We start from the raw sequence: 25,046 nt of genomic DNA on the forward strand, positions 1-25,046 counted from the left end.
GCCCTGGTCGACTACGCCCGAAGGGTCACCGCCGAACATCACACCCGCACCGGTACACCGATCGACACGCCAACCCTTCGTGCCCGCCTCGGCGTTCCAGCTCCCATGGCCGAAGCCATCGCCGCCCGGCTCTGAAGGCGGGCCTTGGCGGGAGGCTTTACTGCTTCCGCAACACTCGCCGCGTTCCGACAACCGCCGAAATGATCAGTACCTCAAGGCAGCACGTGGTGATCGCGGTAGCCCAGGACTCGCCCAACCACCACTTTCCCCCAACACACGCGAGCCCAAGTACCAACGCGGCCGAACCGAAGGCGGCCAGCCGCCGCGCCCCTTGTGACATGCCGCTCATCTACGCACGCCCGCGCGCCCCAGGCAAGCGAACAAAGGAAAGGAAACCGGTTGTGCCCGCTAACCGCCGCTTCCGCGACATCACCCGCGCCGAGAGGTCGCCAAGGGTGCGGGCCTGTCCCAACGCCGACTTCGCGAACACGCGCGCGTGTCCTTCGCCAAGGTCGCCGAGTACCAGAAGCCCGGCGCCGTCCACTTCCACGCTGTCATCCGCCTCGACGGCCCCGACGGCGGCGACACCCCGCCTCCGGCCTGGGCCACCGCCGAGCTGCTGACCGACGCCATCCGCACCGCTGCCGCCAAGGTCCGCGTGGACGGACCGTCCTTCAACGGCCGGGCACACGCCTTCGCCTTCGGCCGCCAACTCGATGTCCGCACGATCCGACCCTCCGACCTCAACGACGGCCACGAGCTGACCGAACGGGCCGTTGCCGCGTACATCGCCAAGTACGCGGCCAAGGAGCGCGTCGTCCCCTGGACGCCGGAACGCGTCTTCGCCGTACAGGCCGGCATGCCCGAGCGATTCCGAGCCATGGTCGACCTGGGCGGCGGCTGCGGGTTACGACAGGGCGAGATCCTCGGCGTCGCCGTCGACGCGATCGACTTCCGGTCGGACACACTCCACGTGGTCCAGCAACTCAAGCTGAGTCGGAGCAAGGCCGTATTCGCCCCGCCCAAGGGCGGCAAGCTGCGGGACGTGCCGCTGCCCGGTCCGGTCGCCGATACACTCCGGGTCCACATCAAACGGTTCCCGCCGGTCGAGATCACCTTGCCGTGGAAGGAAGCTGAAGGGCCTCCAACGACCAGGCGGTTGATCTTCACCGGGCCGCGCGGCGGTCATGTCTGGCGAACCGTCCCTCAACGAGGAAGCCTGGAAGCGGGCGCTGGCCTCGGCCGGGGTGATCCCCGAGCGGAAGCCGGGCGCGTCGTTCGCCGAGTCCCGCGAGAACGGCATGCACGCCCTACGCCACTTCTACGCCTCGGTGCTCTTGGACGCCGGGGAGAACATCAAGGCTCTCGCCGAGTACCTCGGTCACTCGGATCCGGGCCTGACGCTTCGCGTGTACACGCATCTCATGCCGTCGAGCCAGGAGCGGACTCGTAAAGCTGTGGCCACTGTCTTCAGTACCACCAAAACGACGCGACATGACGATTGAAGGCTCGTACGCTCCGAAACAGAGAGGGGCGGGGAGAGCAATGGCAGACGAGTACTTCTTGCTTGTGTGCGACGACGTGCCCCATGACGTAGTGCTCACTGCCCCTGGCGCCCGCGTGCTCGACGTCGCTCAGGTCGTGCGTCAAATGACGGGGCTGAGCCTCTGGCGCAGCAAGGTTCTGGCAACGCAGGTTCCGGCCCTGATTCTCGACGGTGTGCCACAGGAAGACGCAACGGCAGCCGTCTTGGCCCTCCGCGATGTGGGAGCCCAGGCAGAGATCAGGGAACAGCCTGAACCGGACGACCTGAAGCACTGAATACGGCCCGATCAACCGGCTGACGGCCCAGAGACGGCCCCAGCACAGCAACAAGCCCCCTACCGGCAGAGAACCTGCAGGTAGGGGGCTTGATCGCGTCCGGTTACTTCTTCTTGCCCTGGGTTTCGACCGCCCGGTTTTGGGGGCTGGTCAGCGGGGTGCTCACCTCAACTGACCTGTGGTCGGGCGGTCGTTGGTGGCCGTTGTCTGTCGTTGCTGGTTAACCTCGGAGGTTCCAGAGAGGTCCCGGCTCCGGGGCCCCTCATGGCCTCTAGCGCAAGAGGCCGGACCCTCTACCGCTAGAGGTCTCGCTAGCGGCCTGCACCATCTCTGACCAGGACGCTAGACCTACGCTAGACTCGTGAGTCGTTAGGCCCGCTAACGATAGCGGCACCGATAGCAGGCACCCCTTACATCCGAGCCGCTATCGATAGCGGCAGGCGTCGCTAACGATAGCGACCCTGATAGCGACCAAAACCGCAGGTGACCAGGGCGTTAGCGGATAGCGGCCGATCCTCGCAGACCCCAGAGGCGGCCCCAAGCAGACTCCCGAGAGGGTGGCCCGTGCTGCTATCGGCCGAGGCTCCCGCCAGGGGTGCCATCAGGCTTCCCGACCGCTCAGGCATCGCTCTGGTGGCCATGGGGCCGGAACAGGACCGACGGGACGGCTAACCCTGGCGTCATCTCTGGCCGTGGAGGCCGCGCGAGCGCAGCATGGAAGGAGAGCAGGCGAGCACACTCCGAGGAGCGGAAGGAGGTGCGACGTACATGACGCGGTTCATGGATGTCCACCACGGGATGCAGGGCATCACAGCCGACCAGCTGCGAGAGGGCGCGCTCGCGGTCGAGAAGGAAGAAGGGGTGCACGTCGAGCACGCCTGGGCGGACCCCGAGTCCGGCACACTCTACTGCCTCACCGAGGGCCCCTCGGCCGAGGCGGTCCAGCGCGCCCACGAACGCGGCGGCGGCAGCAAGCCCGACGAGATCCACGCGGTGCCGCTGGCCATGTGAGTCACCGTCCGAGCCAAGGACAAGCCCCCCACCTCACGGAGAGACCGCAGGTGGGGGGCTGGTGCGGGCTCACTTCATCTTGCCCGGGTCTTGTCAGGGTTTCACTTGAGGATCCGTCAGGTCGGCTGCTGCAATCGGCTGGCCTGGATGGAAGCAGCTGCCATGAGCTGAGTCCCGTCTCATCGCGTCTCAGCACCTCCCAGCAGTCCGTGAGCCGCGCTGAGACGGGAGCTCCCAACTCCTGCTGGGTACAGGACGTGCGCCTGGCCGCTTGTCGCGTCGCTTGTCGTCTGACTTGTCGCTTGTCTTGTCTTGTCGCTTGTCGGCTCGCAGGTCAGACGCGGTTTTCGTTCCCACGGCAGCCATGGAAGCGTCCTTGTCCTGCGGGCGACAAGCGACAAGACAAGCGGGCGCCGGCGGAGCGGGCGACGGCTGCCGAGGGAGGAGCAAGAAGGGAGCGGCCTACGGCCGCGCGTTCTTCAGGCGCCTACCCTCGTCCGGCATACGCCGCGTCGGCGACGTACGGCCATTGCACCGCCCGATGCCATTTGGGGTCCGCCGCACCGCCCCAAACGCCGTCTGTCGTCCTGAGGGCCGTTGGCTCCTCGGATCGGGCTGCTGGCTAGTGGCAAGGTTGCCAGTAGCCAGTGGGGCCGACAGGCCACCCTTGCCCTGACACCCGCCTAACGCCTGACACCGTCACGGCCGCATAACACCCAAACCCCTAGGCAGGCGCGGGTGTCACGCTCCCTAACAGCGCGCGCTGACACCCCCTGACACCTGGCCCTGACACCCGCGCACGGTTCCCCCATGCTCCAGTGGGCGGCAGTCCAGGGATGGGGGCATTCGTCGCCGCGGCTTGGAAGGCATCCAGGGAGCGCCACGACCGCCCACACAAGCAAGATACCTGCCGGGGGCCGCCCCTGGACTGCCTCCTGCGGGCCTTCCAAGCGGCAGACGGCAGATGTGGGCAGGCGCCGCCGAGCCTCCCCACTCTCCGTGGCTCACCACGGCTTTTCAGGGGGCGGGCGGCCGTCCGTGTCCACGATCCCGCCCCTCCTGAAAAGCCGTTCCTACCCTCTCCTCCTAGAGAGTTAACCGCCACCGACGCCGACGGCAAGACCGTCCGCGTCAAGACCGACCGTTACGGCATGGGCCTGCGCTACCAAGCCCGCTACTTCACACCCGACGGCAAGCGAAAGAACAAGTCCTTCCCCGACGGGCAGAAGCGCCTCGCCGAACAGTGGCTGAGTGCCATGCAGGCGGACGTGGCCCGTGGCGACTTCATTGACCCGAACGCGTCCCGTACGACGTTCCAAGAGTTTGCGGAGAAGTGGCTCGTGAGCCAGAGCGGCGACCCGAACACCCGGGCATCAATGGAGTCTCAGCTCAAGCTGCACGCCTTCCCCCGCATCGGGTCGCGTCAGCTCGGGTCGTTCCAGCCGAGCCACATCCGCGAGTTCGTGACCCAGCTCGAAGAGACCGGCATGTCCGGCTCGTACGCCCGCGTCATCTTCTCCAACGTCCGCGCCGTGCTCTCCGCTGCCGTAGAGGACGGATGCCTACGCCGGAACCCCTGCCACTCGCGCACGGTGACCCCGCCGGCCATGGGTTCGCGCCGCGTCGTCCGCTGGGAGCCGAGCCGCGTCTTCGACGTGCGCGCCGCCATGGTCGAGCGCTTCCGGCCCATGGTCGATGTGGGCGCCGGATGCGGCCTGCGGCAAGGGGAGATCCTCGGGCTGTCCGTCGATGACATCGACTTCGACAGCGGCACTCTGCACGTGGTGCAGCAACTCAAGCTGAGCCTGAGCAAGGCCGTGTTCGCGCCCCCGAAGGGCGGCAAGCTCCGTGACGTGCCTCTGCCCGACCCCGTGGCGGAGGCGCTACAGGAGCACATCAAGCGGTTCCCGCCTGTGGAGATCAAGCTCCCGTGGATGCGGGCGAACGGCCAGCCGGTGACCCGGCGGCTCATCTTCATGGGCCCCAAGGGTGGGCACGTCTGGCGTACGTCGCTGAACGAGGACCACTGGAAGCCCGCGCTCGCGAAGGCGGGCGTCATCTCCAAAGCCAAGAGCCGTGAGCACGAGGCCGCGCGCGAGCACGGCATGCACGCCCTGCGGCACTTCTGCGCGTCGGTGCTGCTGGACGCAGGAGAGAGCATCAAGGCCCTCGCGGAGTACCTCGGACACTCGGACCCGGGGCTGACGCTGAAGGTGTACGCGCACCTCATGCCGAGCAGCCGGGACCGTGCCCGGAAAGCCCTCGGCAGGGCACTCAGGCCACAAGATCCCACGGGCTGAGGTTCCAGAGAGGTTCCAGGGCACGAAAATGCCTCCCATCTGCGCCATTCGCGCAGGTGGGAGGCATGATCGCAATACCTACTTCTTCTTGCCCTGGTTCTTGACCGCCTCGATCGCTGCCGCCGCTGCCTCCGGGTCGAGGTAGCGGCCGCCGGGGGTGAGCGGGTTGAAGTCGGCGTCGAGTTCGTAGTAGAGGGGGATGCCCGTCGGGATGTTCAGGCCCGCGATGTCGGCGTCGGAGATGCCGTCCAGGTGCTTGACCAGGGCGCGGAGGCTGTTGCCGTGGGCCGCGACCAGGACCGTGCGGCCGGCCAGGAGGTCGGGGACGATGCCGTCGTACCAGTACGGGAGCATGCGGACGACGACGTCCTTCAGGCACTCCGTGCGCGGGCGCAGCTCCGGCGGGATGGAGGCGTAGCGGGGGTCGGCGGACTGGGAGAACTCCGAGTCGTCCGCGAGCGGGGGCGGCGGGGTGTCGTACGAGCGGCGCCAGAGCATGAACTGCTCCTCGCCGAACTCGGCCAGCGTCGCCGCCTTGTCCTTGCCCTGGAGGGCGCCGTAGTGGCGCTCGTTCAGGCGCCACGAGCGGTGGACCGGGATCCAGTGGCGGTCGGCGGACTCCAGCGCAAGCTGTGCCGTGCGGATCGCTCGCTTCTGGAGGGACGTGTGGACCACGTCGGGAAGGAGATCGGCGTCCTTCAGGAGCTCGCCACCGCGGACTGCCTCCTTCTCGCCCTTCTCGTTGAGGTTGACGTCCACCCAGCCGGTGAACAGGTTCTTCGCGTTCCACTCGCTCTCGCCGTGGCGGAGGAGGATCAGCTTGTACGGTGCGTCGGCCATGCCTCAGAGCGTAATCCACGCATTCGGACCCCCGCTCGAGTGCCCGAAGGCCGGACGGTTGACGGCATCTGTTAATCGAGTGGCCGGGCGGGGACCGCCACCAGTAAGTTGCGGTGAGCCCTAGGGGCACTTACTTCCGGCCCATTGTCCATGGCCCGTTGCTCCCGGCTCAGCTTCGCCGATCGTCCGACCCTGGGGGACCCATGCCACTCGCCGCCCTGAGACGTGCCGCCCGGGAAAGCGTCTCCGGTCTCCCCCGCGAGTTCTGGTGGCTGTGGACCAGCACCCTCGTCAACCGGCTCGGCGCCTTCGTGGCGACGTACATGGCGCTGTATCTGACCCTTGACCGGGGATACAGCGCGTCGTACGCCGGTCTCGTCGCCTCGCTGCACGGGCTCGGCGGGGTCGTGTCCTCCCTCGGCGGCGGCGTGATGGCCGACCGGCTCGGGCGGCGGCCGACGCTGCTCGTCGCCCAGTCCGCCACCGCCGCGTCCGTGGCGCTACTCGGCTTCATGACCGACCCCGTCGCCATCGCCGGCGTCGCCTTCCTGGTCGGCATGGCCTCCAACGCCTCCCGGCCCGCCGTGCAGGCGATGATGGCCGACATCGTCCGGCCCGAGGACCGGGTGCGGGCCTTCTCGCTCAACTACTGGGCGATCAACCTCGGCTTCGCCGTCTCCTCCATGGCCGCCGGCTTCATCGCCGAGGTCAGCTATCTCGCCGGCTTCCTGATCGAGGCGGGGATGACGGCGGTCTGCGCGGTCGTCGTCTTCGCCAAGCTGCCCGAGTCACGGCCGGTGAGGACCGCCAAGGAGGCGCGGGACGAGGTCAGTCTCGGCACCGTGCTGCGCGACGGCCGGTACATGGCCGTCGTCGGGCTGTCCTTCCTCGTCGCGGTCGTCTTCCAGCAGGGCTCGGTCGGACTGCCGGTGGCGATGGGCACGGCAGGGTTCTCGCCCGCCGACTACGGCATGGCCATCGCCGTCAACGGCGTCCTGATCGTCGCCCTGCAGATCCCCGTCACCCGCTTCATCGAGCACCGCGATCCGCGACGTCTCCTCGTCATCTCCTCCGTCCTCGCCGGGTACGGCTTCGGGCTCACCGCCTTCGCCGGATCGGTCGGAGTCTTCGCGCTCACCGTGTGCGTGTGGACGCTCGCCGAGATCGTCAACGCCCCGACCCAGACCAGCCTCGTCGTCCGGCTCTCGCCCGTCCACGGGCGCGGGCGCTACCAGGGCATGTACACCCTGTCCTGGTCGGTCGCCGCCCTGGTCGCGCCCCTCATGTCCGGCGTCGTCATCGACCGGTTCGGCGCGGAGTGGCTGTGGGGCATGTGCGCGGTGGTCGGTACGGCGGCGGCGATCGGGTACGGCGTGGTCATGCGGCGTCTTCCGGCGATCGGGGCGGTGGGCGCCACCGCTCCGGTGGACGCCGAGCCCGAAGTTCGTACGGCGTAGGGCCGACAGCTGGGCGACCGCCGCCCCCCTCACGGGTGCATCCGCGCCCCCTTCAGCACCTTGTCCACCGCGTTGCGCGGGCCGTACACCGCGAGGCCCACCAGGTCCAGCTCCGCTGTTCCCACCGCCCGTACGGCCGCGCGGTTGTCCCGGTCGTTGCCGGTGCTGAAGAGGTCCGAGGTGAAGACCGCGCGGGGCAGGGCGCGGGAGAGCGACCGGGTGTGCGCCGCGGTCAGCGTCTCCTTGGTGCCCTCGAAGACCAGTACCGGCTGCCGGAGCATCGGCAGGTAGGCCACGCCGTCCGCGTCCTCGTACGGCTCCCCGATCACCTCGGGAAGCTGTGTGCCCAGGCCGCTGACCAGGAAGGCCGTGACGTTGAGGCGCTGCCAGGTCTCCAGGTCCTCGCGCAGCAGGACGGCGATCTTCGTGTCGAAGCGGATCGGATCGGGGGTCGGCTCGGTGTTCATGGGGTGAGACTGCCGGGCCGTCCCCCACATCGTCTTGTACGTTCTTTGCATGGCCGCTGCCCAGCCGGACGTCTCCGCCTGGCGCCCGCGTGTCCCGGGCGTCGTGGAGGTGTTCCACGCGCACTTCACCGAGTACGCCTACCCGATGCACGTGCACGAGGCGTGGACGCTGCTGATCGTGGACGACGGCGCCGTACGGTACGACCTCGACCGGCACGAGCACGGCACCCCGCACGACACGGTCTCGCTGCTGCCGCCGCACGTCCCGCACAACGGCTCCCCGGCCACCCCGCACGGCTTCCGCAAGCGCGTCCTGTATCTCGACGCCACCCGTCTCGGGGAGGAGCTGATCGGGCCTGCGGTCGACGGGCCGGATCTCCGGGATCCCGTGCTGCGGCTGCGCGTGGGGCAGCTGCACGGCGCGCTCGCGCACCCCGGCGACGAGCTGGAGGCCGAGAGCCGGCTGACACTGATCGGGGAGCGGCTGCGCGAGCACCTCCGGCCCCGGGTGGCCCAGGCGGAGGGCCGGCGCGACCCCGCCGTCGCCCGTGCCCTGCGCGAGCTGCTCGACGAGCGGGTCGCGCAGGGGCTCTCCCTGGAGGAGGCGGCCGGGCTGCTGTATGCCCATCCCGCCCATCTGGTACGGGCGTTCAGCGGGGCGTACGGCATCGCGCCGCACCAGTACCTGATGTCCCGCCGCGTCGAGCGCGCCCGTCGGCTGCTGCTCGACGGGCGGGCGCCGGGCGAGGTGGCGTCGGCGACCGGGTTCTACGACCAGGCCCATCTCACCCGGCACTTCAGGAAACTGGTGGGCGTGACTCCCGGGCGCTACCGGGCCAGCGGCCAGCGAGGCGCTACCGGGTCAGCGGCCAGTGAGGCGGTACCGGGTCAGCGGCCGCTGAGGCGGTACCGGGTCACTTGACGTCGACGTAGTCGCCGGCCGCGGTCGCGCCGCCCGTCGTGGTCGTCTCGCCGAAGGTCCAGCGCCAGTAGCCGTCCGTGGACGCGGTGACCGTGGTCTTCAGGTAGCCCGCGGAGTCCGCCGACACGGTCTTGACCGTCGTGTAGGTGCTGGTGCCCGCCTTGCGGAACTGCAGCTTGGCCGCCTTGCCGCCGAAGCCGGTGTAGGCGTGCTTCACCCAGTCCGCGCGAGTGATCCTGCCGGTCACGGTGAGCGTCTTGCCCTTCGTGACGGGCTCGGGCGCGGCGTTGACGGTCACCTTCGCCGCGCGCTTGACCTGCACGGAGCTGAAGCCGGTCAGGTACTCCTCGCCCTTGAACCTCTCGTTCGAGTCCCACAGGCGCACCCAGACAGCCGTCTTCCAGGTCGTCGCGTCGTTGTTGGAGTCCAGCGTCCAGCGTGGATCGATGTACAGCTCACCCCTGCAGTCGGCGGCGCCCGCGCCGGTCGCGGTGCAGTCGGTGAAGCCCGTGTAGATGCCGCCGGATTCGGCGCCCTTGGCAGCCGTGGTGTCGTGGTACAGGTACGGGAACGGGGTCACGTCGCCGACACCGACGCCGGACGGCAGGGACAAGTGGAAGGTGAGGGTAGGCCTCACCTCCGCGGTGGTGCCCACGATGATGGGCTTGCCCTTGTTCACGACCAGTTTCGACACCGTGACGCCGGTGTCGACCGCCGCCGCGGACGGCGCGGTGAACGCCCCCAGGGCGAGCGCTCCCGCGAGCGCGAACGCGGAGCCGGATCTGCCTGCGCGCATGCACAACCTCTTGCTGGTGAGAGACCGGTGAGCGACCGGTAAGAATTCGGATCGCCGCAGGCTAACAGCCGTGCCCCGCAGGCCTCGCTACAGGCCCCTCTGCCCCTCGTACAGATTGCGCGGGCGCACCTCGTCCGTCGTGCCGTACAGCTCCAGCCGGGAGTGCAGTTCGCCCGTGAAGTCGGGGACGTCGATCTGGTCGAACTCGGTGACCGTGTTGAGGCCGACGGTGGCGGAGTACGGTGCCAGGCCGTCGATCTTCATCAGGCCCGCGCGGCCGTTGGTGACCCGGATGTTCCAGTGGGTGAAGCGGGCGCCGAACAGCGGGCCGGCGCTGGCGTCGCCGCCGTGGCGGCCGTTGTTGTTCACCGTGATGTCGGTGCGGACGTTCGCGAAGGGCAGTCCGCGGTGGCTGTCGAAGGTACCCATGCGCATGTCGCCGCGCGACCACACGTTGTAGGAGGACAGGCCCTCGACGTTGATGCCGTGCAACTGGGTGTTGGGCGGTGCGGGAACGGTCCGCTCCTCGATCGTGAAGTCCTCGATGAGGTTGTCGTGCGAGCCCTCGCGGCAGAAGTACGGGTGGTGCGAGCCGCGGCCGGACACCCGGGTGCCGCGCAGGGTGCACGCGGAGGCGGCGACCAGGCCGAAGCCGTTGTCTACGTGCCGGACGGTGACGTCGTCGAGCCAGCAGTCGTAGGCGCACTGCAGGACGACCCCGTTGTAGCCCTTGTCGAGGAGGTGCGGGGACTGCGGGGTCTGCACGGCCTCCAGGGTCAGGCCTTCGACGCCCGCGCCGGTCAACTCCGGTACGTGGGTGGTCAGCCGGGGGTCCCACTCGGGGCGTACGTCGAGCGGGAGCGGGCGTTCGAGGGTGACGCGGCGGCCGTGGACGCGGGTGATGCGTACGGGCCACTCGTAGGGGACGTACGAGGTCAGCTTGGTCTTGTCGGCCCAGTAGTACGCCTGCGGGCCGGGCCCGCCGCCCGACATGTGCTCCAGGAGGGTGTGGTCGGGGTCGTCCGCGAGACGGAGGAGGACCAGTCGGCCGGGCCTCAGCTGCCGGGGGTCCGCGACGGTCAGGGTCCAGGAGCCCTGGCGGGCCGGTTCGGTCGTCGTCAGGGTCGTCCACTCGTCGCGCCGGTTGCCGGTCCAGCCCTCGAACGGCCAGGCCCTGGCCCCGATCGCGGCGACCAGGGAGTCCCAACGGGCGTGCGGGGCCAGCCAGATGAGCCCTCCCGCCCAGGACCAGGACGACTTGTCGCCGCCGTAGCGGGAGCCGTAGACGCCGATCAGCTCGGTGAGGTTCCTGGTCGCGTACAGCTTCGTACGATCGCTGCCGGCGCCTCTGAGGACCACGTTCGAGTCGGCGACCCGGATCAGGCCGTCGATGCGGAAGGTGCCCGGCGGGATGGTGACCGTGCCACCGCCGGCCCTTCCGGCGGCGGCGATGGCACGGTTGATCGCGGGGGCGCAGTCGGTGGTGCCGTCCGCCACGGCGCCGAAGTCCGTCACATCGGCCACGACGGGGCGTCGGGGCAAGCGCGCCGCGCCGCCGTGGCAGCCGGCCCGGCCGATGTACGGGATCTGTGGGTGCGTGAACGGGGTGCGGGTGAACTCCCGCCAGAGGGAGGGGACTTCCGCGGCCGGCGCGGCCGCGGCGGTGCCGGTTGCAGCGGTGCCCGTGGCCGCCGCGGTCCCCGTGGTCGCGCCGAGCGCCACTGCGGTGGCTCCGCCGAGCAGAGCCCGTCTGGTGAGATGCGCCTTGCCCATGTCCGTCCGCCCTCCCATGGGAATTTTCATGGATATGAATGACGTTCAGATGTGCGTTGGCGGTGAGCATGCCACCAGAGGCCCTTTACAGGGAAGGGGCTGTGCCGTGAGTCATTTGCTCAGTCGGTCGGACGCTGGATCAGATTCGTGAACGCGTCCAGATTCCGCGTCGACTCTCCGCGCGCCACCCGCCACGCGTACTCCTTGCGGATCGCCGAGGCGAAGCCGAGCTCCAGGAGGGTGTTGAAGCTGCCGTCCGCGGCCTCCAGGACCTGGCCGAGGAGCCGGTCGATCTCGTCCTCGGTGACGGAGGCCAGGGGCAGGCGGGCGGTGACGTAGATGTCGCCGAGCCGGTCGACGGCGTAACCGACGCCGTACAGCTTGAGGTTGCGCTCCAGGAGCCAGCGGTGGACGCCCGCCTCGTTCTCGTCGGGGTGGCGGATGACGAAGGCGTTCAGGGAGAGGGAGTGGCGGCCGACAAGGAGCGAGACCGTCGTCGAGAGCTTGCGGGTGCCGGGCAGCTTGGCGACGTAGTTGCCGGGCTCGGGGCTCTCCCAGTCGAGTTCGGCGTCCTTGAGGACACCCTCGATGACCTGCGCCGCGCGTTGCTGCTGCTGTGAAGCCTCACCCATGGTGGGAGCGTACGCGACGGCGATGGGCCTGGGTCGCGGCCGTGTACACGTCGGCGGTGGCGGCGGCCGCGGTGTCCCAGCCGAAGGACTGGGCGTGCCGGGCGGCGGCCGCGCCCATGCGGTCCGGCCGCGAGGGGTCGTCGGCGAAACCGCGCAGCACGCGCGCGTAGTCGGCCGGATCGTGGCCCCGGACCAGGAACCCGGTCTCACCGTCCCGCACCGCCACCGGAAGCCCGCCGACCGAGGCGGCGAGCACCGGCGTGCCGGCCGCCTGCGCCTCTATGGCGACCAGGCCGAACGACTCGCTGTAGGAGGGCATGACGAGCACGGACGCGGCCCGGAACCAGTCCGCGAGCTGCTCCTGCCCGACGGGCGGGCGGAACCGTACGACATCGGCGATGCCGAGCCGGGCGGCGAGCTTCTGCAGGCCCTCTGGCTTGGCGAGGCCGCTGCCGCTGGGGCCGCCGACGACCGGCACGAGCAGCCTCGACCGCAGCTCGGGGCGCTCCTCCAGGAGGACGGCCACGGCGCGCAGGAGCACGTCGGGTGCCTTGAGGGGCTGGATGCGGCCCGCGAAGAGCGGGATCAGGGCGTCCTGCGGGAGGCCGAGGCGGGCGCGGGCCGCGGCGCGGGCGGTCGTGGGGCCCCCGGGGCGAAGCGTGTCGGAGCCCTTGGGGAAGGGGCGGAAGCGGTCGAGGTTGACGCCGGGGTGGACGACGGCGACCTTGGCCGGGTCGGCGGCGTAGTGCCGTACGAGTTCGTCGGCCTCCTCGGCGGTGTTCGCGATCAGCCGGTCGGCGGCCGCGACGATCTGGGTCTCGCCGATGACCCGGGCGGCGGGCTCGGGGGTGTCGCCGTCGGCCAGGTTGGCGTTCTTGACCTTGGCCATGGTGTGCATGGCGTGCACCAGGGGGACGCCCCAGCGCTGGGCGGCGAGCCAGCCGACGTGGCCGGAGAGCCAGTAGTGGGAGTGCACGAGGTCGTAGTGGCCGGGGCGGTGGCCGGCCCAGGCCTGCATCACGCCGTGGGTGAAGGCGCACAGCTGGGCCGGGAGGTCCTCCTTGGCCAGGCCCTCGTAGGGGCCCGCGTCGACGTGCCGGACGAGGACGCCGGGGGCGAGCTCGACGGTGTGCGGGAGGCCGCCGGAGGTGGCCCGGGTGAAGATCTCGACCTCGATGTTGATGGCGGCGAGGCGCTGCGCGAGCTCCACGATGTAGACGTTCATGCCGCCGGCGTCACCGGTGCCGGGCTGGTGGAGCGGTGAGGTGTGCACGGAGAGCATGGCGACACGGCGGGGCCTGCGGTGCAGCCTGAGCCGCGAGGGTGCCGCCGGAGAGCGACGCCCGAGCCTGCTGACGTACTGGCTCACGTGGCGGTCCTCCTCGCTGCGGGCATGCCGGTGGGAGGACCTCGGCCCTCCAAGGGGGTGCAACATCGGAGGCGTCGGCTCCAATTCCCGATTACGGAGCTTTACCGAATCATTACCCTGGGTCGCTCAACCGTTCGATACGAGTGTGCGTTCACCGGCCGGGGCCCGCATACCCTCGTACGTATGACAGCCCGCACAGCCGCCCTCCCCCAGGCTCGGCTTCGCTCGACCGGGGGCACCCCCGTCGTCGGCACGGTGACACGCGGGACGACCAACCCCAACCGCCTGCGACGCATGGACCGCTGGATCGCGGCCACGCACGGCGCCGAACTGCGCCGGGCCGCCGACCCCGTGGCGATCGACCTGGGGTACGGGGCCGCGCCCTGGACGGCGGTCGAACTGCTCGGCAGGCTGCGCACCGCCGCGCCCCGCGCGCGGGTGGTCGGCGTCGAGATCGAACCGGCCCGGGTCGCGGCGGCCGAGCCGTACGAGCGTGAGGGCCTGGCCTTCCGGCACGGCGGCTTCGAGATCCCCGTGCCCCAGCGGCCGCACCTCATCCGCGCCGCCAACGTGCTGCGGCAGTACGACGAGAACGAGGTCGCCGCCGTGTGGGAGCGGCTGTGCGGGCGGCTGGCACCGGCGGGCCCGGGTTCGCGGGGCGGGCTGCTCGTGGAGGGGACCTGTGACGAGATCGGGCGGCGGCACGTCTGGGTCGCACTCGGTCCCGAGGGGCCGCGGACGGTCACCTTCGCCACCCGTCTGGGCTCCCTTCAGCGGCCGTCCGACCTCGCGGAACGCCTCCCCAAGGCGCTCATCCACCGCAATGTTCCCGGTGAGCCGGTCCATGCCTTCCTGCGCGACTTCGACCGCGCCTGGGCGGCCGCCGCGCCCTACGCCTCCTACGGCGCCCGCCAGCGCTGGATCCGCGCGGTGCGGGACCTGACGGCCGACTGGCCGGTCACGGACTCGGCGGCGCGCTGGCGGCAGGGCGAAGTGACGGTGACCTGGGGGGCGTTGGCGCCCCGGAACTGACCCCTCACCACCCCTGACCTGCGGGGAACGATCTTCATGCGGCGTTCGTCACAAGGGTGGGGGATCGTCATGTCCGGGCGGGAAAGTGGGGAGGATCCACCGGGCACCACCTCTGTCGCTTTACGCCGCGGCGTGGCACGATCCCCCGGGCGACCGTAAGTTACTGACGGGAAATCAGTTTGGGGGACGGGTATGGGGACGGGCAAGCGCGGCCTGATCACGGCGGCCGTGACCGTGGTCTGCGCGGTGACCGTGCTGGCGGCACCCGGCACGGCGTTCGCGGCCCCGACGCCGAAGCCGACGGCCACGGCGCCCTCCACGGCCTCGCCGACCCCCACCGACTCGCCGACGCTCCCGCCGAACAAGGACCTTGAGGCCGTCCGCAAGAAGCTCGACAAGCTCTACCACGACGCGGCCGTCGCCACCGACGAGTACAACGCGGCCCAGGAGAAGGCCCAGAAGCAGTCCGCCGCGATCGTCGAGCTGGCGAAGAAGATCGTCGAGGGCCAGAAGAAGCTGGCCGAGCTGAAGGACCGCGCGGGCGCCGCGGCCCGCGCCCAGTACCGCACGGGCGGACTGCCGCCCACGGCCCAGTTGATGCTGAGCGACGACCCGCAGCAGTTCCTGGACGGCGCGGGGCGGGTGCTCCAGGGCCAGCGGGCGACCAAGGGCCTGATCGGGGAAATGACCCGCACCCAGCAGGACTTGCAGCGGTACGCGGCGGACGCCTCCGACCGCTGGGACGAGTTGGAGGCCAACCGCAGGACCAAGGCCGCCGCCAAGAAGAAGATCAAGCAGCAGATCGCGGCCGCCGAGAAGCTCCAGTCCCAGCTGGAGAAGAAGGAGAAGGAGCGCCTGGCCGAGCTGGAGCGGGAGGCCGCCTACCGGTCGCAGACCGCCTGGCTGGACAGCGGCATCCTCAAGGAGATCAACGGCAAGGCGTCCGAGCAGGGCAAGCAGGCGGTGGAGTTTGCGACGGCCCAGATCGGAAAGCCGTACGTCTGGGGCGCGGAGGGCCCCGAGTCGTACGACTGCTCGGGTCTGACCTCACAGGCCTGGGCGAAGGCCGGCCGTCCCATCCCGCGCACCTCGCAGGAGCAGTGGAAGCAGCTCAAGCACGTGGACATCAAGGACATGCGCCCCGGCGACCTCATCATCTACTTCGATGACGCCACCCATGTGGCGATGTACGTGGGCGACGGCGCGATCATCCACGCCCCGCGCCCCGGACGGACGGTGACGCTCGCCGGGGCGGGCGAAATGCCCATTCTGGGAGTAGTGCGGCCGGATGCGTGATATGCGCCATGTGACCCAGTCCACGGTCAACAACCTTCAAAACCCTGGCAGGACGTGACCTTCGTCATCCTCTTTTGACCACAAGCCTGTCCAACTGCGGTACGGAACGCGGCATATGACAGGGGTCTGCGGCGGAGCGACGCGGCTCACACCATTCCGCTGCGGCGGCCAGTACCGCTATGGTCCCCGTCGGTGGGTCGAGGTCCCTCGCCCCACCATGCCCTCGGGGGGAGGGAAGGAACCAACAAGATGCCCGTACCCGTACCGCGGCAGAGAGCGATCCCGGCCGTGGAGAGTGGTCAGGCGCAGGCCGCGTCCGCAGGCGGCCCCCTCAAGGAAGAGGCCAACCGCACCGAGTCCGCCCCGGCCAACAGCACCGCGGCAGGCACCACTCTCACCCTGCTGCTGATCGAGGACGATCCGGCGGGCTGGCCGATCGTGCCCGAACTGCTCGACTCGGCCGGCAAGCCCATCCGCGTGCGTACCGCCCGCAACCTCACCGAGGCCGGGCGGCTGCTCACCGACGACGTCCACTGCATCCTGCTCGACCTCGCGCTCCCGGCGCCCGGCCGGGCCGGCGACGGCGACGACGAGCTGGCCGTGCTCAAGCATGTGCTGGAGCTCGCGCCCCGGCACGCCGTCCTCGCGCTCACCGCGTCCGGTGACGCCGAGCGCGGCGCCGAGGCCGTGCGCGTGGGTGCCCAGGACTACCTCTTCCGGGACGAACTGGACGGACGGCTGCTCAGCCGCGCCATCCGGTACGCCGTGGAGCGCAAGCGGTCCGACTCGGCCGAGCGACGCCTCGCCGAGGGCCGGGTGCGCGCACAGGAGAACCGCCGCCTGGAGCGCGGGCTCCTGCCCACGCCCCTGCTGGAGGGCTCCTCGCTGCGGTTCGCCGCGCGCTACCGCCCCGGCCGCTCGCGCGCACTGCTCGGCGGCGACTTCTACGACACCGTGCGCACGCCCGACGGCACCGTGCACGCCATGATCGGCGACGTCTGCGGCCACGGCCCCGACGAGGCCGCGCTCGGCGTGGAGCTGCGCATCGCGTGGCGGGCGCTGACGCTGGCCGGGCTGTGCGGCGACGTGCTGCTGAGCACGCTGCAGGAGGTACTGGAGCACGAGCGGGGCGACGAGGAGATCTTCGCGACCCTCTGCACGGTGGACATCTCCCCCGACGGCCGCAGCGCGGGCCTGTGCCTGGCCGGCCACCCGTCTCCGCTGATCGCCCGCCCCGGGCGGCCCGCGGAGCTGCTGCCGTACGACAACAACGGCCCCGCCCTCGGCCTGCTCCGCGGCGCCCGCTGGCCGCGGATGCAGGTGGAGCTGGGCGCGGAGTGGAGCCTGATGCTCTACACCGACGGCCTGATCGAGGGCCGCGTCGGCGGGGGCGGTGAGCGTCTGGGCCAGGAGGGCATGGTGCAGATGGTGCGCCGGCAGCTCGCCGCCGGGCTGCGCGGCGAGGATCTGCTGCGGTCCGCGGTCCATGAGGTCCGCGAGCTCAACGGCGGGGAGCTGACGGACGACGTGGCGGTGGTCCTGCTGGACCGCGTGCCGTAAGGGACCGGACCGGGTACCCCGTGTCGTGTGTGAGGGGATCCGGTCAGCGGCCGCCGTTGTACGGCCCGTACGGACCGTCGCTGCTGCTTCCGCCGCGGCGGCCCCAGCCGCGTCCGCCGGAGACCTGCTTGAGCGCGGGACGCACGTCCACGATGTAGACGATGCTCGCGATCACGCCCGCGATGGGCAGGATCGAGAGGATCGAGAAGAGATAGCTCACCACGAGCGCGATGCCGAGGATGATCAGCCAGAACATCTTGTTCTGCTTGTCCGCCGCGCGGTAGGCGTCCTCGCGCCGGATCGCGGCGTCGACCAGCGCGAACGCCGCAAGGGCCATCAGGACGATCTTCAGCAGTCCCAGGAACCCCGTGAAGCCCAACATCAACATGCCGCCCACCGCCCGTTCTCTCCCGACTCCTACGCGGCCACCGTACCCGTACAACGGGCCGGGCACCCCAAGGGTGCCCGGCCCATGCGCATAGTCGCCCTTACTCGGCTTGCTCGGCCTATTCGGCTTACTTGGCGGGCGGCGTGCTCTTCTTGGCCGTGGCCTTGCGCGGGGCCGGGGCCTTCTTGGCGACCGGCTTCTTCGCCGGGGCGGCCTCGGCGGCGGCCTCGGCCGGCTTCGGCTCGGACTTGACCTGGTCCGGCTCGCCCTTGGGCTCGACGGCGACGGCGAGCTCCTCGATCTCCTCGGCGGCCTCGCCGCGCCAGGCCCGCACGGTCTGCTCACCGTGCTCGGCGACCTTCTCGTAGGTCTCCCGGGCCTTCACGGCGTACTCGGCGGCGACGCCGACACCGCGCAGGGCGAGGTCCTGGGCGGACTCGCCGAGCTTCTTGAGGTCCGCGTCGATCGTGCTGCCGAGCTTCTTCAGGTCGCCGTCGAGCGTGCCGATGAACTCGTTGACCCTGGCCTGGATGGTCTCCTGGGCCTCCTTGGCCTTGGCACCGGCCTCCTTGGCGCGCGCGGCGGCCTTCTCCTGCACGGCCTTGGGGTCGGTGTTGCGGACGGCCTCGATACGGGCCGGGGCCTCGGCGCGCAGCTGCTCGACCAGCGCGGGCACCTTCTTGGCCTGCTGGAACGCCAGGTCGGCGGTGCCGGCCGCGAAGTAGAGCGGGGTCGGGTCGCTCAAGGTCTTGCGCAGATCGTCGGTGATGGCCATGGTGAGGGTCCTCCCGGATTCACATTCGGCTGAGGGTCTTGTGGTCCGCGGTCGGGCGGCCGGCGCCCTGGTCCGGTTCAGCCGGCCGTCTGCTGCGGATCGGCTTCGCTCGCGTCGGCCGTGCGGGTGCCGCGCACGGTGGTGTCGTCGTGGGGCCGGGTCTCCTCCGTACCGTCGCCGTCCGCGACGCCTGCGAATCCGTTCTCCTTGCGAAAGGACTCGTAGATCTGCAGCAGCACCTGCTTCTGCCGCTCGTTGAGCGTGGGATCGGCGAGGATGACGGCGCGCGTCTCCACCTCGTCCAGGTCCCGCTCGGCGTCGAGGATGCCGGCGCGGACGTACAGCGTCTCGGCGGAGATCCGCAGGGCCTTGGCGACCTGCTGCAACACCTCCGCGCTCGGCTTGCGCAGCCCGCGCTCGATCTGGCTCAGATACGGATTGGACACCCCGGCGGCATCGGCGAGCTGCCTGAGCGACAGCTGCGCACTGCGACGCTGCTCGCGCAGGTACTCACCGAGATTGCCGACGTTGAGCGATGCCATGCCCCCACCTTGCCCCACCCCCGCTAACAATTGCAAGCACCTGCTTGCAAAAGTGCGCCACACCACTCCTGCGGAGGTGTTGAGCTCCACGAGTCGCCGGGAAACGGCGTTGTCGGTGGGCTCTGCCAGGATGGGCGTCGTGGATGAATGGGTGGAGCATGTCGACGGTCGAGATCGCGTGCTGGGGGTGGTCAGCCGTCGGGAGGCCATCCGGGAGGGCTGGCTGCATCGGGTCGCCGTGACGGTGTGTCGTGATGATCGTGGCCGGATCCTCGTCCACCGGCGGTCGGAGCAGGTGTCGCGCTTCCCCGGGCTCTATGAGGTCGAGGTCGGCGGCGCCGCACATGTCGGCGAGTCCTATGAACAGGCCGCCGCGCGGGAGCTGGCCGAAGAGCTGGGCATTCGTGCGCTGCCGCGCCTGCTGTTCACGTTCATCAACCGCAGCGGCTTGAGCCCTCACTGGCTCGGCGTGCACGAAGCCGTGGTGCCGGACGCCGTGGTCCCCGATCCCGATGAGGTCGCCTGGCATGGCTGGCTGACCGAGCCGGAGCTCGGCTCGGCCCTGCTGGAGTGGCGCTTCACCCCCGACAGCCACGAAGCCTTCAGCCGGTATCTCGCGTTCCGGAGCGCGCAGACCTGACCTTGCTCGCCTCTCGGGCCGGGATGCCTGCTTGCGGCCAACGCGCCCTGTGAGACGACTCCATCCGGCGTCATGCGGACCGGCTGTTCGTCCGCAGCCACTCCGTGACTGTCGTGAGGTCGGTGTCCGTGATGCCGTAGGAGTGCTCGACGCGGTGCAGGAGCGCGGGTCTGTGGTGGTGGGCGGCGACCCAGGCGCGGTCGGCCTCGGTGATCTCGTCGTCGAGCCAGACGAACGGGCGGTCGGCCGCCCAGGCGACCAGGGGCCGGGTCTTCCAGTGCAGCAGGGACGGCGGCTCGTCCTCGTCCGGCCACTCCACGACCGGCAGCGGGGGCAGGCCGAGCCAGGGGGAGACGACGTCGTTCGCCTCGTCCATCCACGTGGTGGCCCACACCAGTTCGCAGCCCAGCGCCGCCAGCCGCGGGCCGAGGGCGGGATCGATCCGGGACAGCAGCGGGTGGTCGGCGACGGCCTGCGCGGGGACGGCCGGCGCCTGGTACAGCGGATACGGGCGGTCCCTCGCTCCGAACGGGATGAGCGGGCCGTCGACATCGAGAAAGAGAAGCATCACCAGTTCGGTGGCGTCAGTCATGAGGGGGACGGTAGCGTCCTCGCCATGACTGCCGGGTCGGCCAAGGGCCGCGAGCGAGTTGGGTACCCGGCCTCCGAGTGAGGCCCGGGCGGGCCAGGAGCCCGCCGCTTCTTCCTCCACACACACGGACGGACAACATCCGCAGAGGAAGAAGAAAGAAGAAAGAGTGCCCAACGACTTCAACCAGCAGATAATCGACGAGTTCCGCGCCCGCCACGGCCGTGTCGGCGGCCATTTCGAGGGCGCCCGCCTGCTCCTGCTGACCACCACCGGCTCCCGTACCGGCACCCCGCACACCACCCCGGTCGGCTACCTCCCCGACGGCGGCGACCGGGTCCTGGTCATCGCCTCGGCGGGCGGCTCCCCCCGGCACCCGGACTGGTTCCACAACCTCCGCGCCCATCCCCGGGTGACCGTCGAGAGCGGTGTGTTCACCTACGAGGCGCAGGCCGTCGTGCTCGACGGCGAGGACCGCGACCGTGCTTTCGCGCGGGCGGTCGAGGCCGACCCGGGCTGGGCCGCGTACCAGGAGAAGACGGACCGGGTGATCCCCGTCGTGGCGCTGTACAGCATCGCCGAGGGCGGTCCGGGGAACATCGCCGCCGGGTCACCGGGCGAGGCGATCCGGGTCGTCCACGACGCCTTCCGGCATGAACTCGCCCTGATCCGCAAGGAGATGGCGGACGGCAACGGGTCCACGCTCGGCGCGCAGCTCCGCGTCAACTGCCTGACCCTCTGCCAGGGCCTGCACAACCACCACACCGGCGAGGACATCGTCCTGTTCCCGCACCTCGCCGGCCTCCACCCCCATCTCGCCCCGACCCTGGAACGCCTGCGCACGGAGCACGAGCACATCGCCGGCCTCGTCGAGCGGCTGCGCGAGGCGGTGTCCGGCGCGGGCAGCGATCCGGCAGCCGCCCGCGCCGAGGTGGAGCGGCTGACGAACGAGCTGGAGGCCCACCTCGCTTACGAGGAGGAGCAGTTGGTCCCGCTCCTCGACGCCGTCTGATCCGCGCGGGCGGCCGCTGCGGTCCCGGATGGGCTAGAAGGGCAGCGGCCGTCCGTGCACCACGTCCAGGCGTGACACCGCCCGGGTCAGTACCACGTACAGACGGTGCAGCCCCCGTTCCTCGGCCTCGGCGACGGCGGCCGGTTCCACGGCCACGACATGGTCGTACTCCAGGCCCTTGGCCAGGGACGCGGGCACCAGCGCGACCCGGGCGCCCAGTTCGTCGGGGTCCGCGGCCGCGATGCCGGCGGCCGTGAGCGCCTCCCGCACCCGGGCCGCCTCCGTGTCCGCCGCGACGACCCCGACGGACCCCTCCCTGGTGAGCGCGTCCCGTACGGCGGCCACGGTCTCGGCGAGGACGTCGTCGGTGTGCCGGATGCGCAGTTCCCCGTCGCGCCGCATCGAGCGGGCCGCCGGTACGTCGACGTCCAGCCGTCCGAGCAGCCGGTTGGCGAGCTCCACGACCGCCGCGGGCACCCGGAAGCCCGTCGTCAGCGGGACCACCGCCGCATCCGGCTTGCCCAGGTGCCGCAGCAGTACGTCCCACCGGCGCGCGGACCACGCGGTGGTGCCCTGTGCCAGGTCACCGAGCACGGTCAGCGAGCCGAAGGAGGCCCGCCGCGCGATGGCCCGGCACTCCATCGGCGACAGGTCCTGCGCCTCGTCGACGACGATGTGGCCGTAGCCCTCGGGGTGTTCGATCAGCCCGGCGACCTCGTCCAACAGGACCAGGTCGGCGGCCGACCAGCGCGCGGACTTGTACGAGCGCGGCGGCCGCGCCCAGCGCAGCGCCTCCTGCTCGTCTGCGTCCAGAAGTCCGTCGGCGGCCGCCGCCAGCGCCCCCGGATCCATGAGGAGTCCGGCCACGACCTCCTCGGGGCGGACCTTCGGCCACACGGCGTCGAGGTACGCGCTCAGCGCCCGCGCCCGTTCGATCCGCCGCACCCAGGCACCCGGCTGCGGCCCGGCCCGGCGTTCGGCCCGCGCCTGGACGGAGCGCACCACCCGGGCCCGCACCCGTTCCCGCCCGACGGCGTACGGCGGTTCCTCAGCCCTCACCCCGGCCACGATCTCCGCGAGCCGGTGGGCCGGGAGGCGCCAGGTGTACGTGTCGTCCGCCACGGAGAGGGTCTCGCCCCCGTCGGCCGACACGCGCGCGTACAGCGCACGGCGCAGCACCTCGGCCATGCGCGCGTCGTGCTTGACGGCCGCGGCCCGCTCGGAGTCGGTGCCGGTCACCGGGTGGCGGGCGATCTCGTCGTGGAGGGTGGACTGCCGTACGCCCGTCTCGCCGAGGGAGGGCAGCACCTCGGCGATGTAGGAGAGGAAGGTGCGGTTCGGGCCGAGGATCAGCAGTCCGCCGCGCCGGATGCGCTGCGGGTGGGTGTACAGCAGATACGCGGCACGGTGCAGGCCCACGGCGGTCTTGCCGGTGCCCGGGGCGCCCTGCACGCACACGGATCCGGAGATGTCGCCGCGTACGAGGTCGTCCTGCTCGGGCTGGATGGTCGCGGCGATGTCCCGCATGGGCCCGACGCGGGGCCGCTCTATCTCACGGGCGAGGAAGTCGCCGGTCCCCGACTCGCCCCTGCCCAGGTGCTCGTCCTCCATCCCGGTGAGGTCGGCGGAGTCGCCGCGGCTGCCCGGCGCCCAGCCGAACCGGCGCCGTACGGCCACGCCCTGCGGGTCGCGGGCGCTCGCCTGGTAGAAGGCGCGGGAGACCGGGGCGCGCCAGTCGACGACGAGGGGCGCGGCGGCCGGATGCTCGGAGATCCGCAGCCGGCCGACGTGATAGTGCTGCCCGCCGTGCTCGCCGCCGCCCGCGCCGAAGTCCAGCCGCCCGAAGAACAGCGGTCCTTCGGGCAGTTCGGTGAGCGCCTTGGCCCGGCTGCGCAGCTGGTACCCGAGGACTTCGGCGTCGGCACCGGAGGCGGAGACGTCCTCGCCGGTGACGACCTGTTCGGCCGCGCCGTCGACCATGGCGGCGAGGGCGGTGCGGCAGGTGTCGTGGTGTGCGCGTTCGTCGTGGAGGGCGTGGTGGAGGTTGTCCTCGAGGGCAGGGTGGGATGACGTCATGCCACCCACCGTACCGAAATAGCGTAACCGAGTTACATCTTTAACCGAGTCTCAATCGGTCTCAGTGGTCCTCGAGCAGGCCCTCCAGCCGCCCGAACGCACGCTCGGCCGCCGCCACCGCGTCCCCGCGCACCTGCTCCACCCCCTCCCCCGCCGCGACCCGCCGCCAGTTCTCCTGCGCGAGGATCCGCCGCACGGCGATGATCTGCGCGGCGGCGAGCCGCGCGTCCAGACCCCCGCCGAGCGCCTCGGCCAGCGCCTCCTCCGACCGCTCCTGGTACTCGTACAGCCGCGCCACCAAGGACGGCGTCCCATAGAGGAGGGAGTGGAAAGCCAGCACGCCGGGATCGTCGTTCAGTCCCGTGATCGGATCGCACCGCTCCAGCGCGTCGAGGAAGTGCCGACGCAGCGCGTCGACCGGCCGCGACCGCCCGGCGACCACCCGCGCGGCCTCCTCCCGGTGGTCGGCGATCATCTGGAGAACGAGATCCTCCTTGGCCGGGAAGTACCGGAAGAGGGTCGGCTTGGAGATCCCTGCGGCCGCGGCGACCTCCGCGACCGACACCGCGTCGAACCCCTTCTCCAGGAAGAGCCGCACGGCGACCTCGGACACCTCCTGGTACATCCGCATCTTCTTGCGCTCGCGCAGGCCCATTTCCTCACCCATGCGCCGAGCCTACGCACCACCGCCGACCACGCGTGCGAGTGCGGCCGTGATCTCCGAGCGGCTCGGCACCGCCTCCAGTCCGAGCGGCTCGGCCGCGGCGATCAGGACCCGCTGGAGTCTGCCCGCGGCTCCGTGCAGCGCGAACCAGCCGGGCTCACCCCGTTCGGACAGCGAGAGCGACACCCGGATGACGTCCGTGAAGACGGACTGCGCCCGTTTGAAGCCGAGGATCCGCGCCAGGTCCTGTTCCCGTCCGTGGGAACTGCCCGGCCGGACCCCCTCCACGGCCCGGCACCACTCGTGTGTCATACGGAGTTCCTGGTCCGCCGGGTAGCGCATGAGGTGCAGATGGGTCGCCAGGTCGTAGAGGGGGTCGCCCAGCATGGCGAGTTCCCAGTCGATGGTCCACAGCAGGCCCTGCGGGTCGACGATGAAGTTCTCGCGGTGCAGATCCGCGTGCAGCAGACTGAAGGGCCGCTCCTTCAGTCCCGCGACATGCTTCCTGAGGCGGGTGAACGCTTCCTCGCCGACGCCGAGGGCATGGAACAGCGGTCCGAACTCCGCGGCGTTCCTCGCGTAGACGTGCTCCTCGATGAAGACGACGAGACGCTCCAGGAATCCGTCGCTGTCCCCGTCCTCGGCACGGTCCTCGGGAGCGCAGCGGCGCTCCACGGAGCCGAGCTCGGCGGGCGTGATCCGCACCATCTCCCCGAACAAGCCGACGATTTGGCCGAAGATCGCTTCGGGCACCCGCCGGGACAGCCGGCGCGAGGCACCGAGGGTCCGGCCCTCGATGAACCGCTGCAGCCCCACGCCCTCCATGTCGACGATCTCGGGCACGCGCGCGATGCGCCCCGCCAGGGCGCACAGCAGCTCCTCCTCCGACACGAAGCAGCGCCGGTCGAACCACAGGATGTGCGCCCGCGGCTCACGGCACTTGACGACCCGCGTCCCGTCCGGCAGCGGAAAGACGTACGTCTCGTGGTGGTAGCCCTCCAGCGGGCCGATCACCACGGTCGCGTCGCCACTCAACTCGTCGGCCCGCAGCCGAACGTCGGAGACCGTTCTCGGAGTCATTCTC

At 70.6% G+C, this 25,046-nt stretch carries 23 protein-coding genes and 1 pseudogene; 11 read left to right on the forward strand and 13 right to left on the reverse strand.

Annotated features, from left to right (window positions below; translation table 11 throughout):
- Positions 1–496 precede the first annotated feature (496 nt).
- The 4 genes and pseudogenes from AB0I54_RS37250 to AB0I54_RS37265 all read left to right on the forward strand — a co-directional run bounded on the left by AB0I54_RS37250 (position 497) and on the right by AB0I54_RS37265 (position 5,132).
- A pseudogene (locus tag AB0I54_RS37250) lies at positions 497–1,505 on the forward strand (site-specific integrase).
- 40 nt (positions 1,506–1,545) lie between these two features.
- On the forward strand, positions 1,546–1,821 hold the full coding sequence (locus tag AB0I54_RS37255; RefSeq protein WP_363300710.1) for a ribosomal protein L7/L12: 276 nt from the start codon (positions 1,546–1,548) through the stop codon (positions 1,819–1,821).
- 768 nt (positions 1,822–2,589) lie between these two features.
- Positions 2,590–2,832: a nickel-binding protein gene (locus AB0I54_RS37260; protein ID WP_363300711.1), complete on the forward strand. Its 243-nt coding sequence runs from the start codon at positions 2,590–2,592 to the stop codon at positions 2,830–2,832.
- Positions 2,833–3,983: 1,151 nt separating this feature from the next.
- A complete protein-coding gene (locus tag AB0I54_RS37265; RefSeq protein WP_363300712.1) occupies positions 3,984–5,132 on the forward strand; it encodes a site-specific integrase in 1,149 nt (382 codons plus the stop codon).
- A 78-nt stretch (positions 5,133–5,210) separates the two neighbouring features.
- Here the strand turns inward: AB0I54_RS37265 and AB0I54_RS37270 are convergent, their stop codons facing one another.
- On the reverse strand, positions 5,211–5,972 hold the full coding sequence (locus AB0I54_RS37270) for a phosphoglyceromutase (protein ID WP_363300713.1): 762 nt from the start codon (positions 5,970–5,972) through the stop codon (positions 5,211–5,213).
- 203 nt (positions 5,973–6,175) lie between these two features.
- On the opposite strand from AB0I54_RS37270, the gene AB0I54_RS37275 reads away from it, so the two are divergent.
- A complete protein-coding gene (locus AB0I54_RS37275) occupies positions 6,176–7,429 on the forward strand; it encodes an MFS transporter (protein WP_363300714.1) in 1,254 nt (417 codons plus the stop codon).
- Positions 7,430–7,458: 29 nt separating this feature from the next.
- Here AB0I54_RS37275 and AB0I54_RS37280 read toward each other — a convergent pair whose 3' ends face one another.
- Positions 7,459–7,896, reverse strand: coding sequence for a DUF2000 domain-containing protein (locus AB0I54_RS37280; RefSeq protein WP_363300715.1), 438 nt, complete (start codon positions 7,894–7,896; stop codon positions 7,459–7,461).
- Between the two features lie 49 nt (positions 7,897–7,945).
- Here AB0I54_RS37280 and AB0I54_RS37285 point away from each other — a divergent pair, with 49 nt between their 5' ends.
- Positions 7,946–8,818, forward strand: a complete 873-nt coding sequence (locus tag AB0I54_RS37285) for an AraC family transcriptional regulator (protein ID WP_363300716.1) — start codon at positions 7,946–7,948, stop codon at positions 8,816–8,818.
- Here the strand turns inward: AB0I54_RS37285 and AB0I54_RS37290 are convergent.
- From AB0I54_RS37290 to mshA, 4 genes are all read right to left on the reverse strand, one after another.
- On the reverse strand, positions 8,811–9,614 hold the full coding sequence (locus tag AB0I54_RS37290) for a hypothetical protein (protein ID WP_363300717.1): 804 nt from the start codon (positions 9,612–9,614) through the stop codon (positions 8,811–8,813). The genes AB0I54_RS37285 and AB0I54_RS37290 overlap by 8 nt on opposite strands.
- 87 nt (positions 9,615–9,701) lie before the next feature.
- Positions 9,702–11,387 carry a glycosyl hydrolase family 28-related protein gene (locus tag AB0I54_RS37295; protein WP_363300787.1) on the reverse strand — a complete coding sequence of 562 codons (1,686 nt, stop codon included), beginning with the start codon at positions 11,385–11,387 and terminating at the stop codon, positions 9,702–9,704.
- Between the two features lie 119 nt (positions 11,388–11,506).
- On the reverse strand, positions 11,507–12,019 hold the full coding sequence (locus AB0I54_RS37300; RefSeq protein WP_363300718.1) for a YbjN domain-containing protein: 513 nt from the start codon (positions 12,017–12,019) through the stop codon (positions 11,507–11,509).
- Positions 12,012–13,388, reverse strand: coding sequence for a D-inositol-3-phosphate glycosyltransferase (mshA, locus tag AB0I54_RS37305; protein ID WP_363300719.1), 1,377 nt, complete (start codon positions 13,386–13,388; stop codon positions 12,012–12,014). Before mshA ends, AB0I54_RS37300 begins: the two co-directional genes overlap by 8 nt.
- Positions 13,389–13,682: 294 nt before the next feature.
- Between mshA and AB0I54_RS37310 the strand changes: the two genes are divergently transcribed.
- The 3 genes from AB0I54_RS37310 (at position 13,683) to AB0I54_RS37320 (ending at position 17,276) form a co-directional block, all read left to right on the forward strand.
- Positions 13,683–14,420 carry a class I SAM-dependent methyltransferase gene (locus tag AB0I54_RS37310; RefSeq protein ID WP_363300788.1) on the forward strand — a complete coding sequence of 246 codons (738 nt, stop codon included), beginning with the start codon at positions 13,683–13,685 and terminating at the stop codon, positions 14,418–14,420.
- A gap of 192 nt (positions 14,421–14,612) precedes the next feature.
- A complete protein-coding gene (locus AB0I54_RS37315) occupies positions 14,613–15,716 on the forward strand; it encodes an NlpC/P60 family protein (RefSeq protein ID WP_363300720.1) in 1,104 nt (367 codons plus the stop codon).
- A gap of 249 nt (positions 15,717–15,965) precedes the next feature.
- Positions 15,966–17,276: a SpoIIE family protein phosphatase gene (locus tag AB0I54_RS37320; protein WP_363300721.1), complete on the forward strand. Its 1,311-nt coding sequence runs from the start codon at positions 15,966–15,968 to the stop codon at positions 17,274–17,276.
- Between the two features lie 43 nt (positions 17,277–17,319).
- On the opposite strand, the gene AB0I54_RS37325 is transcribed toward AB0I54_RS37320, so the two are convergent.
- From AB0I54_RS37325 to AB0I54_RS37335, 3 genes are all read right to left on the reverse strand, one after another.
- Positions 17,320–17,664 carry a DUF2516 family protein gene (locus AB0I54_RS37325; RefSeq protein WP_363300722.1) on the reverse strand — a complete coding sequence of 115 codons (345 nt, stop codon included), beginning with the start codon at positions 17,662–17,664 and terminating at the stop codon, positions 17,320–17,322.
- Positions 17,665–17,791: 127 nt separating this feature from the next.
- On the reverse strand, positions 17,792–18,439 hold the full coding sequence (locus AB0I54_RS37330) for a hypothetical protein (RefSeq protein ID WP_363300723.1): 648 nt from the start codon (positions 18,437–18,439) through the stop codon (positions 17,792–17,794).
- A 77-nt stretch (positions 18,440–18,516) separates the two neighbouring features.
- Positions 18,517–18,981 (reverse strand): helix-turn-helix transcriptional regulator, encoded by a 465-nt coding sequence (locus AB0I54_RS37335; protein ID WP_363300724.1) that lies wholly within the window; start codon positions 18,979–18,981, stop codon positions 18,517–18,519.
- Positions 18,982–19,111: 130 nt separating this feature from the next.
- Between AB0I54_RS37335 and AB0I54_RS37340 the strand changes: the two genes are divergently transcribed.
- Positions 19,112–19,621 (forward strand): NUDIX domain-containing protein, encoded by a 510-nt coding sequence (locus AB0I54_RS37340; protein WP_363300725.1) that lies wholly within the window; start codon positions 19,112–19,114, stop codon positions 19,619–19,621.
- A 70-nt stretch (positions 19,622–19,691) separates the two neighbouring features.
- On the opposite strand, the gene AB0I54_RS37345 is transcribed toward AB0I54_RS37340, so the two are convergent.
- Positions 19,692–20,189 carry an HAD domain-containing protein gene (locus tag AB0I54_RS37345; protein WP_363300789.1) on the reverse strand — a complete coding sequence of 166 codons (498 nt, stop codon included), beginning with the start codon at positions 20,187–20,189 and terminating at the stop codon, positions 19,692–19,694.
- A gap of 190 nt (positions 20,190–20,379) precedes the next feature.
- Between AB0I54_RS37345 and AB0I54_RS37350 the strand changes: the two genes are divergently transcribed.
- Complete coding sequence (locus tag AB0I54_RS37350) at positions 20,380–21,222, forward strand: nitroreductase/quinone reductase family protein (RefSeq protein ID WP_363300726.1); 843 nt, start codon at positions 20,380–20,382, stop codon at positions 21,220–21,222.
- 33 nt (positions 21,223–21,255) lie between these two features.
- On the opposite strand, the gene AB0I54_RS37355 is transcribed toward AB0I54_RS37350, so the two are convergent.
- The 3 genes from AB0I54_RS37355 to AB0I54_RS37365 all read right to left on the reverse strand — a co-directional run bounded on the left by AB0I54_RS37355 (position 21,256) and on the right by AB0I54_RS37365 (position 25,042).
- Positions 21,256–23,298 (reverse strand): AAA family ATPase, encoded by a 2,043-nt coding sequence (locus AB0I54_RS37355; RefSeq protein ID WP_363300727.1) that lies wholly within the window; start codon positions 23,296–23,298, stop codon positions 21,256–21,258.
- Positions 23,299–23,359: 61 nt separating this feature from the next.
- The gene (locus AB0I54_RS37360) at positions 23,360–23,965 is read right to left on the reverse strand and encodes a TetR/AcrR family transcriptional regulator (RefSeq protein ID WP_363300728.1); all 606 of its coding nucleotides are present in this window, start codon (positions 23,963–23,965) and stop codon (positions 23,360–23,362) included.
- A 9-nt stretch (positions 23,966–23,974) separates the two neighbouring features.
- The gene (locus tag AB0I54_RS37365) at positions 23,975–25,042 is read right to left on the reverse strand and encodes an aminoglycoside phosphotransferase family protein (protein ID WP_363300730.1); all 1,068 of its coding nucleotides are present in this window, start codon (positions 25,040–25,042) and stop codon (positions 23,975–23,977) included.
- Positions 25,043–25,046 lie beyond the last annotated feature (4 nt).

The sequence above is a fragment of the Streptomyces sp. NPDC050625 genome, from assembly GCF_040654755.1.
Classification (GTDB): Bacteria; Actinomycetota; Actinomycetes; order Streptomycetales; family Streptomycetaceae; genus Streptomyces.

Excerpts from the sequence above, each read along its gene's own strand:
- AB0I54_RS37260 (WP_363300711.1), top strand. The coding sequence starts at position 2,590 with ATGACGCGGTTCATGGATGTCCACCACGGGATGCAGGGCATCACAGCC.
- AB0I54_RS37345 (WP_363300789.1), bottom strand. The coding sequence starts at position 20,189 with ATGCTTCTCTTTCTCGATGTCGACGGCCCGCTCATCCCGTTCGGAGCG.
- AB0I54_RS37365 (WP_363300730.1), bottom strand. The coding sequence starts at position 25,042 with ATGACTCCGAGAACGGTCTCCGACGTTCGGCTGCGGGCCGACGAGTTG.
- AB0I54_RS37330 (WP_363300723.1), bottom strand. The coding sequence starts at position 18,439 with ATGGCCATCACCGACGATCTGCGCAAGACCTTGAGCGACCCGACCCCG.
- AB0I54_RS37315 (WP_363300720.1), top strand. The coding sequence starts at position 14,613 with ATGGGGACGGGCAAGCGCGGCCTGATCACGGCGGCCGTGACCGTGGTC.
- AB0I54_RS37360 (WP_363300728.1), bottom strand. The coding sequence starts at position 23,965 with ATGGGTGAGGAAATGGGCCTGCGCGAGCGCAAGAAGATGCGGATGTAC.
- AB0I54_RS37300 (WP_363300718.1), bottom strand. The coding sequence starts at position 12,019 with ATGGGTGAGGCTTCACAGCAGCAGCAACGCGCGGCGCAGGTCATCGAG.
- AB0I54_RS37265 (WP_363300712.1), top strand. The coding sequence starts at position 3,984 with ATGGGCCTGCGCTACCAAGCCCGCTACTTCACACCCGACGGCAAGCGA.
- AB0I54_RS37310 (WP_363300788.1), top strand. The coding sequence starts at position 13,683 with ATGGACCGCTGGATCGCGGCCACGCACGGCGCCGAACTGCGCCGGGCC.
- AB0I54_RS37320 (WP_363300721.1), top strand. The coding sequence starts at position 15,966 with ATGCCCGTACCCGTACCGCGGCAGAGAGCGATCCCGGCCGTGGAGAGT.
- AB0I54_RS37270 (WP_363300713.1), bottom strand. The coding sequence starts at position 5,972 with ATGGCCGACGCACCGTACAAGCTGATCCTCCTCCGCCACGGCGAGAGC.
- AB0I54_RS37295 (WP_363300787.1), bottom strand. The coding sequence starts at position 11,387 with ATGGGCAAGGCGCATCTCACCAGACGGGCTCTGCTCGGCGGAGCCACC.
- AB0I54_RS37255 (WP_363300710.1), top strand. The coding sequence starts at position 1,546 with ATGGCAGACGAGTACTTCTTGCTTGTGTGCGACGACGTGCCCCATGAC.
- AB0I54_RS37325 (WP_363300722.1), bottom strand. The coding sequence starts at position 17,664 with ATGTTGATGTTGGGCTTCACGGGGTTCCTGGGACTGCTGAAGATCGTC.
- AB0I54_RS37335 (WP_363300724.1), bottom strand. The coding sequence starts at position 18,981 with ATGGCATCGCTCAACGTCGGCAATCTCGGTGAGTACCTGCGCGAGCAG.
- AB0I54_RS37285 (WP_363300716.1), top strand. The coding sequence starts at position 7,946 with ATGGCCGCTGCCCAGCCGGACGTCTCCGCCTGGCGCCCGCGTGTCCCG.
- AB0I54_RS37355 (WP_363300727.1), bottom strand. The coding sequence starts at position 23,298 with ATGACGTCATCCCACCCTGCCCTCGAGGACAACCTCCACCACGCCCTC.
- AB0I54_RS37280 (WP_363300715.1), bottom strand. The coding sequence starts at position 7,896 with ATGAACACCGAGCCGACCCCCGATCCGATCCGCTTCGACACGAAGATC.
- AB0I54_RS37290 (WP_363300717.1), bottom strand. The coding sequence starts at position 9,614 with ATGCGCGCAGGCAGATCCGGCTCCGCGTTCGCGCTCGCGGGAGCGCTC.
- AB0I54_RS37275 (WP_363300714.1), top strand. The coding sequence starts at position 6,176 with ATGCCACTCGCCGCCCTGAGACGTGCCGCCCGGGAAAGCGTCTCCGGT.
- AB0I54_RS37340 (WP_363300725.1), top strand. The coding sequence starts at position 19,112 with ATGGGCGTCGTGGATGAATGGGTGGAGCATGTCGACGGTCGAGATCGC.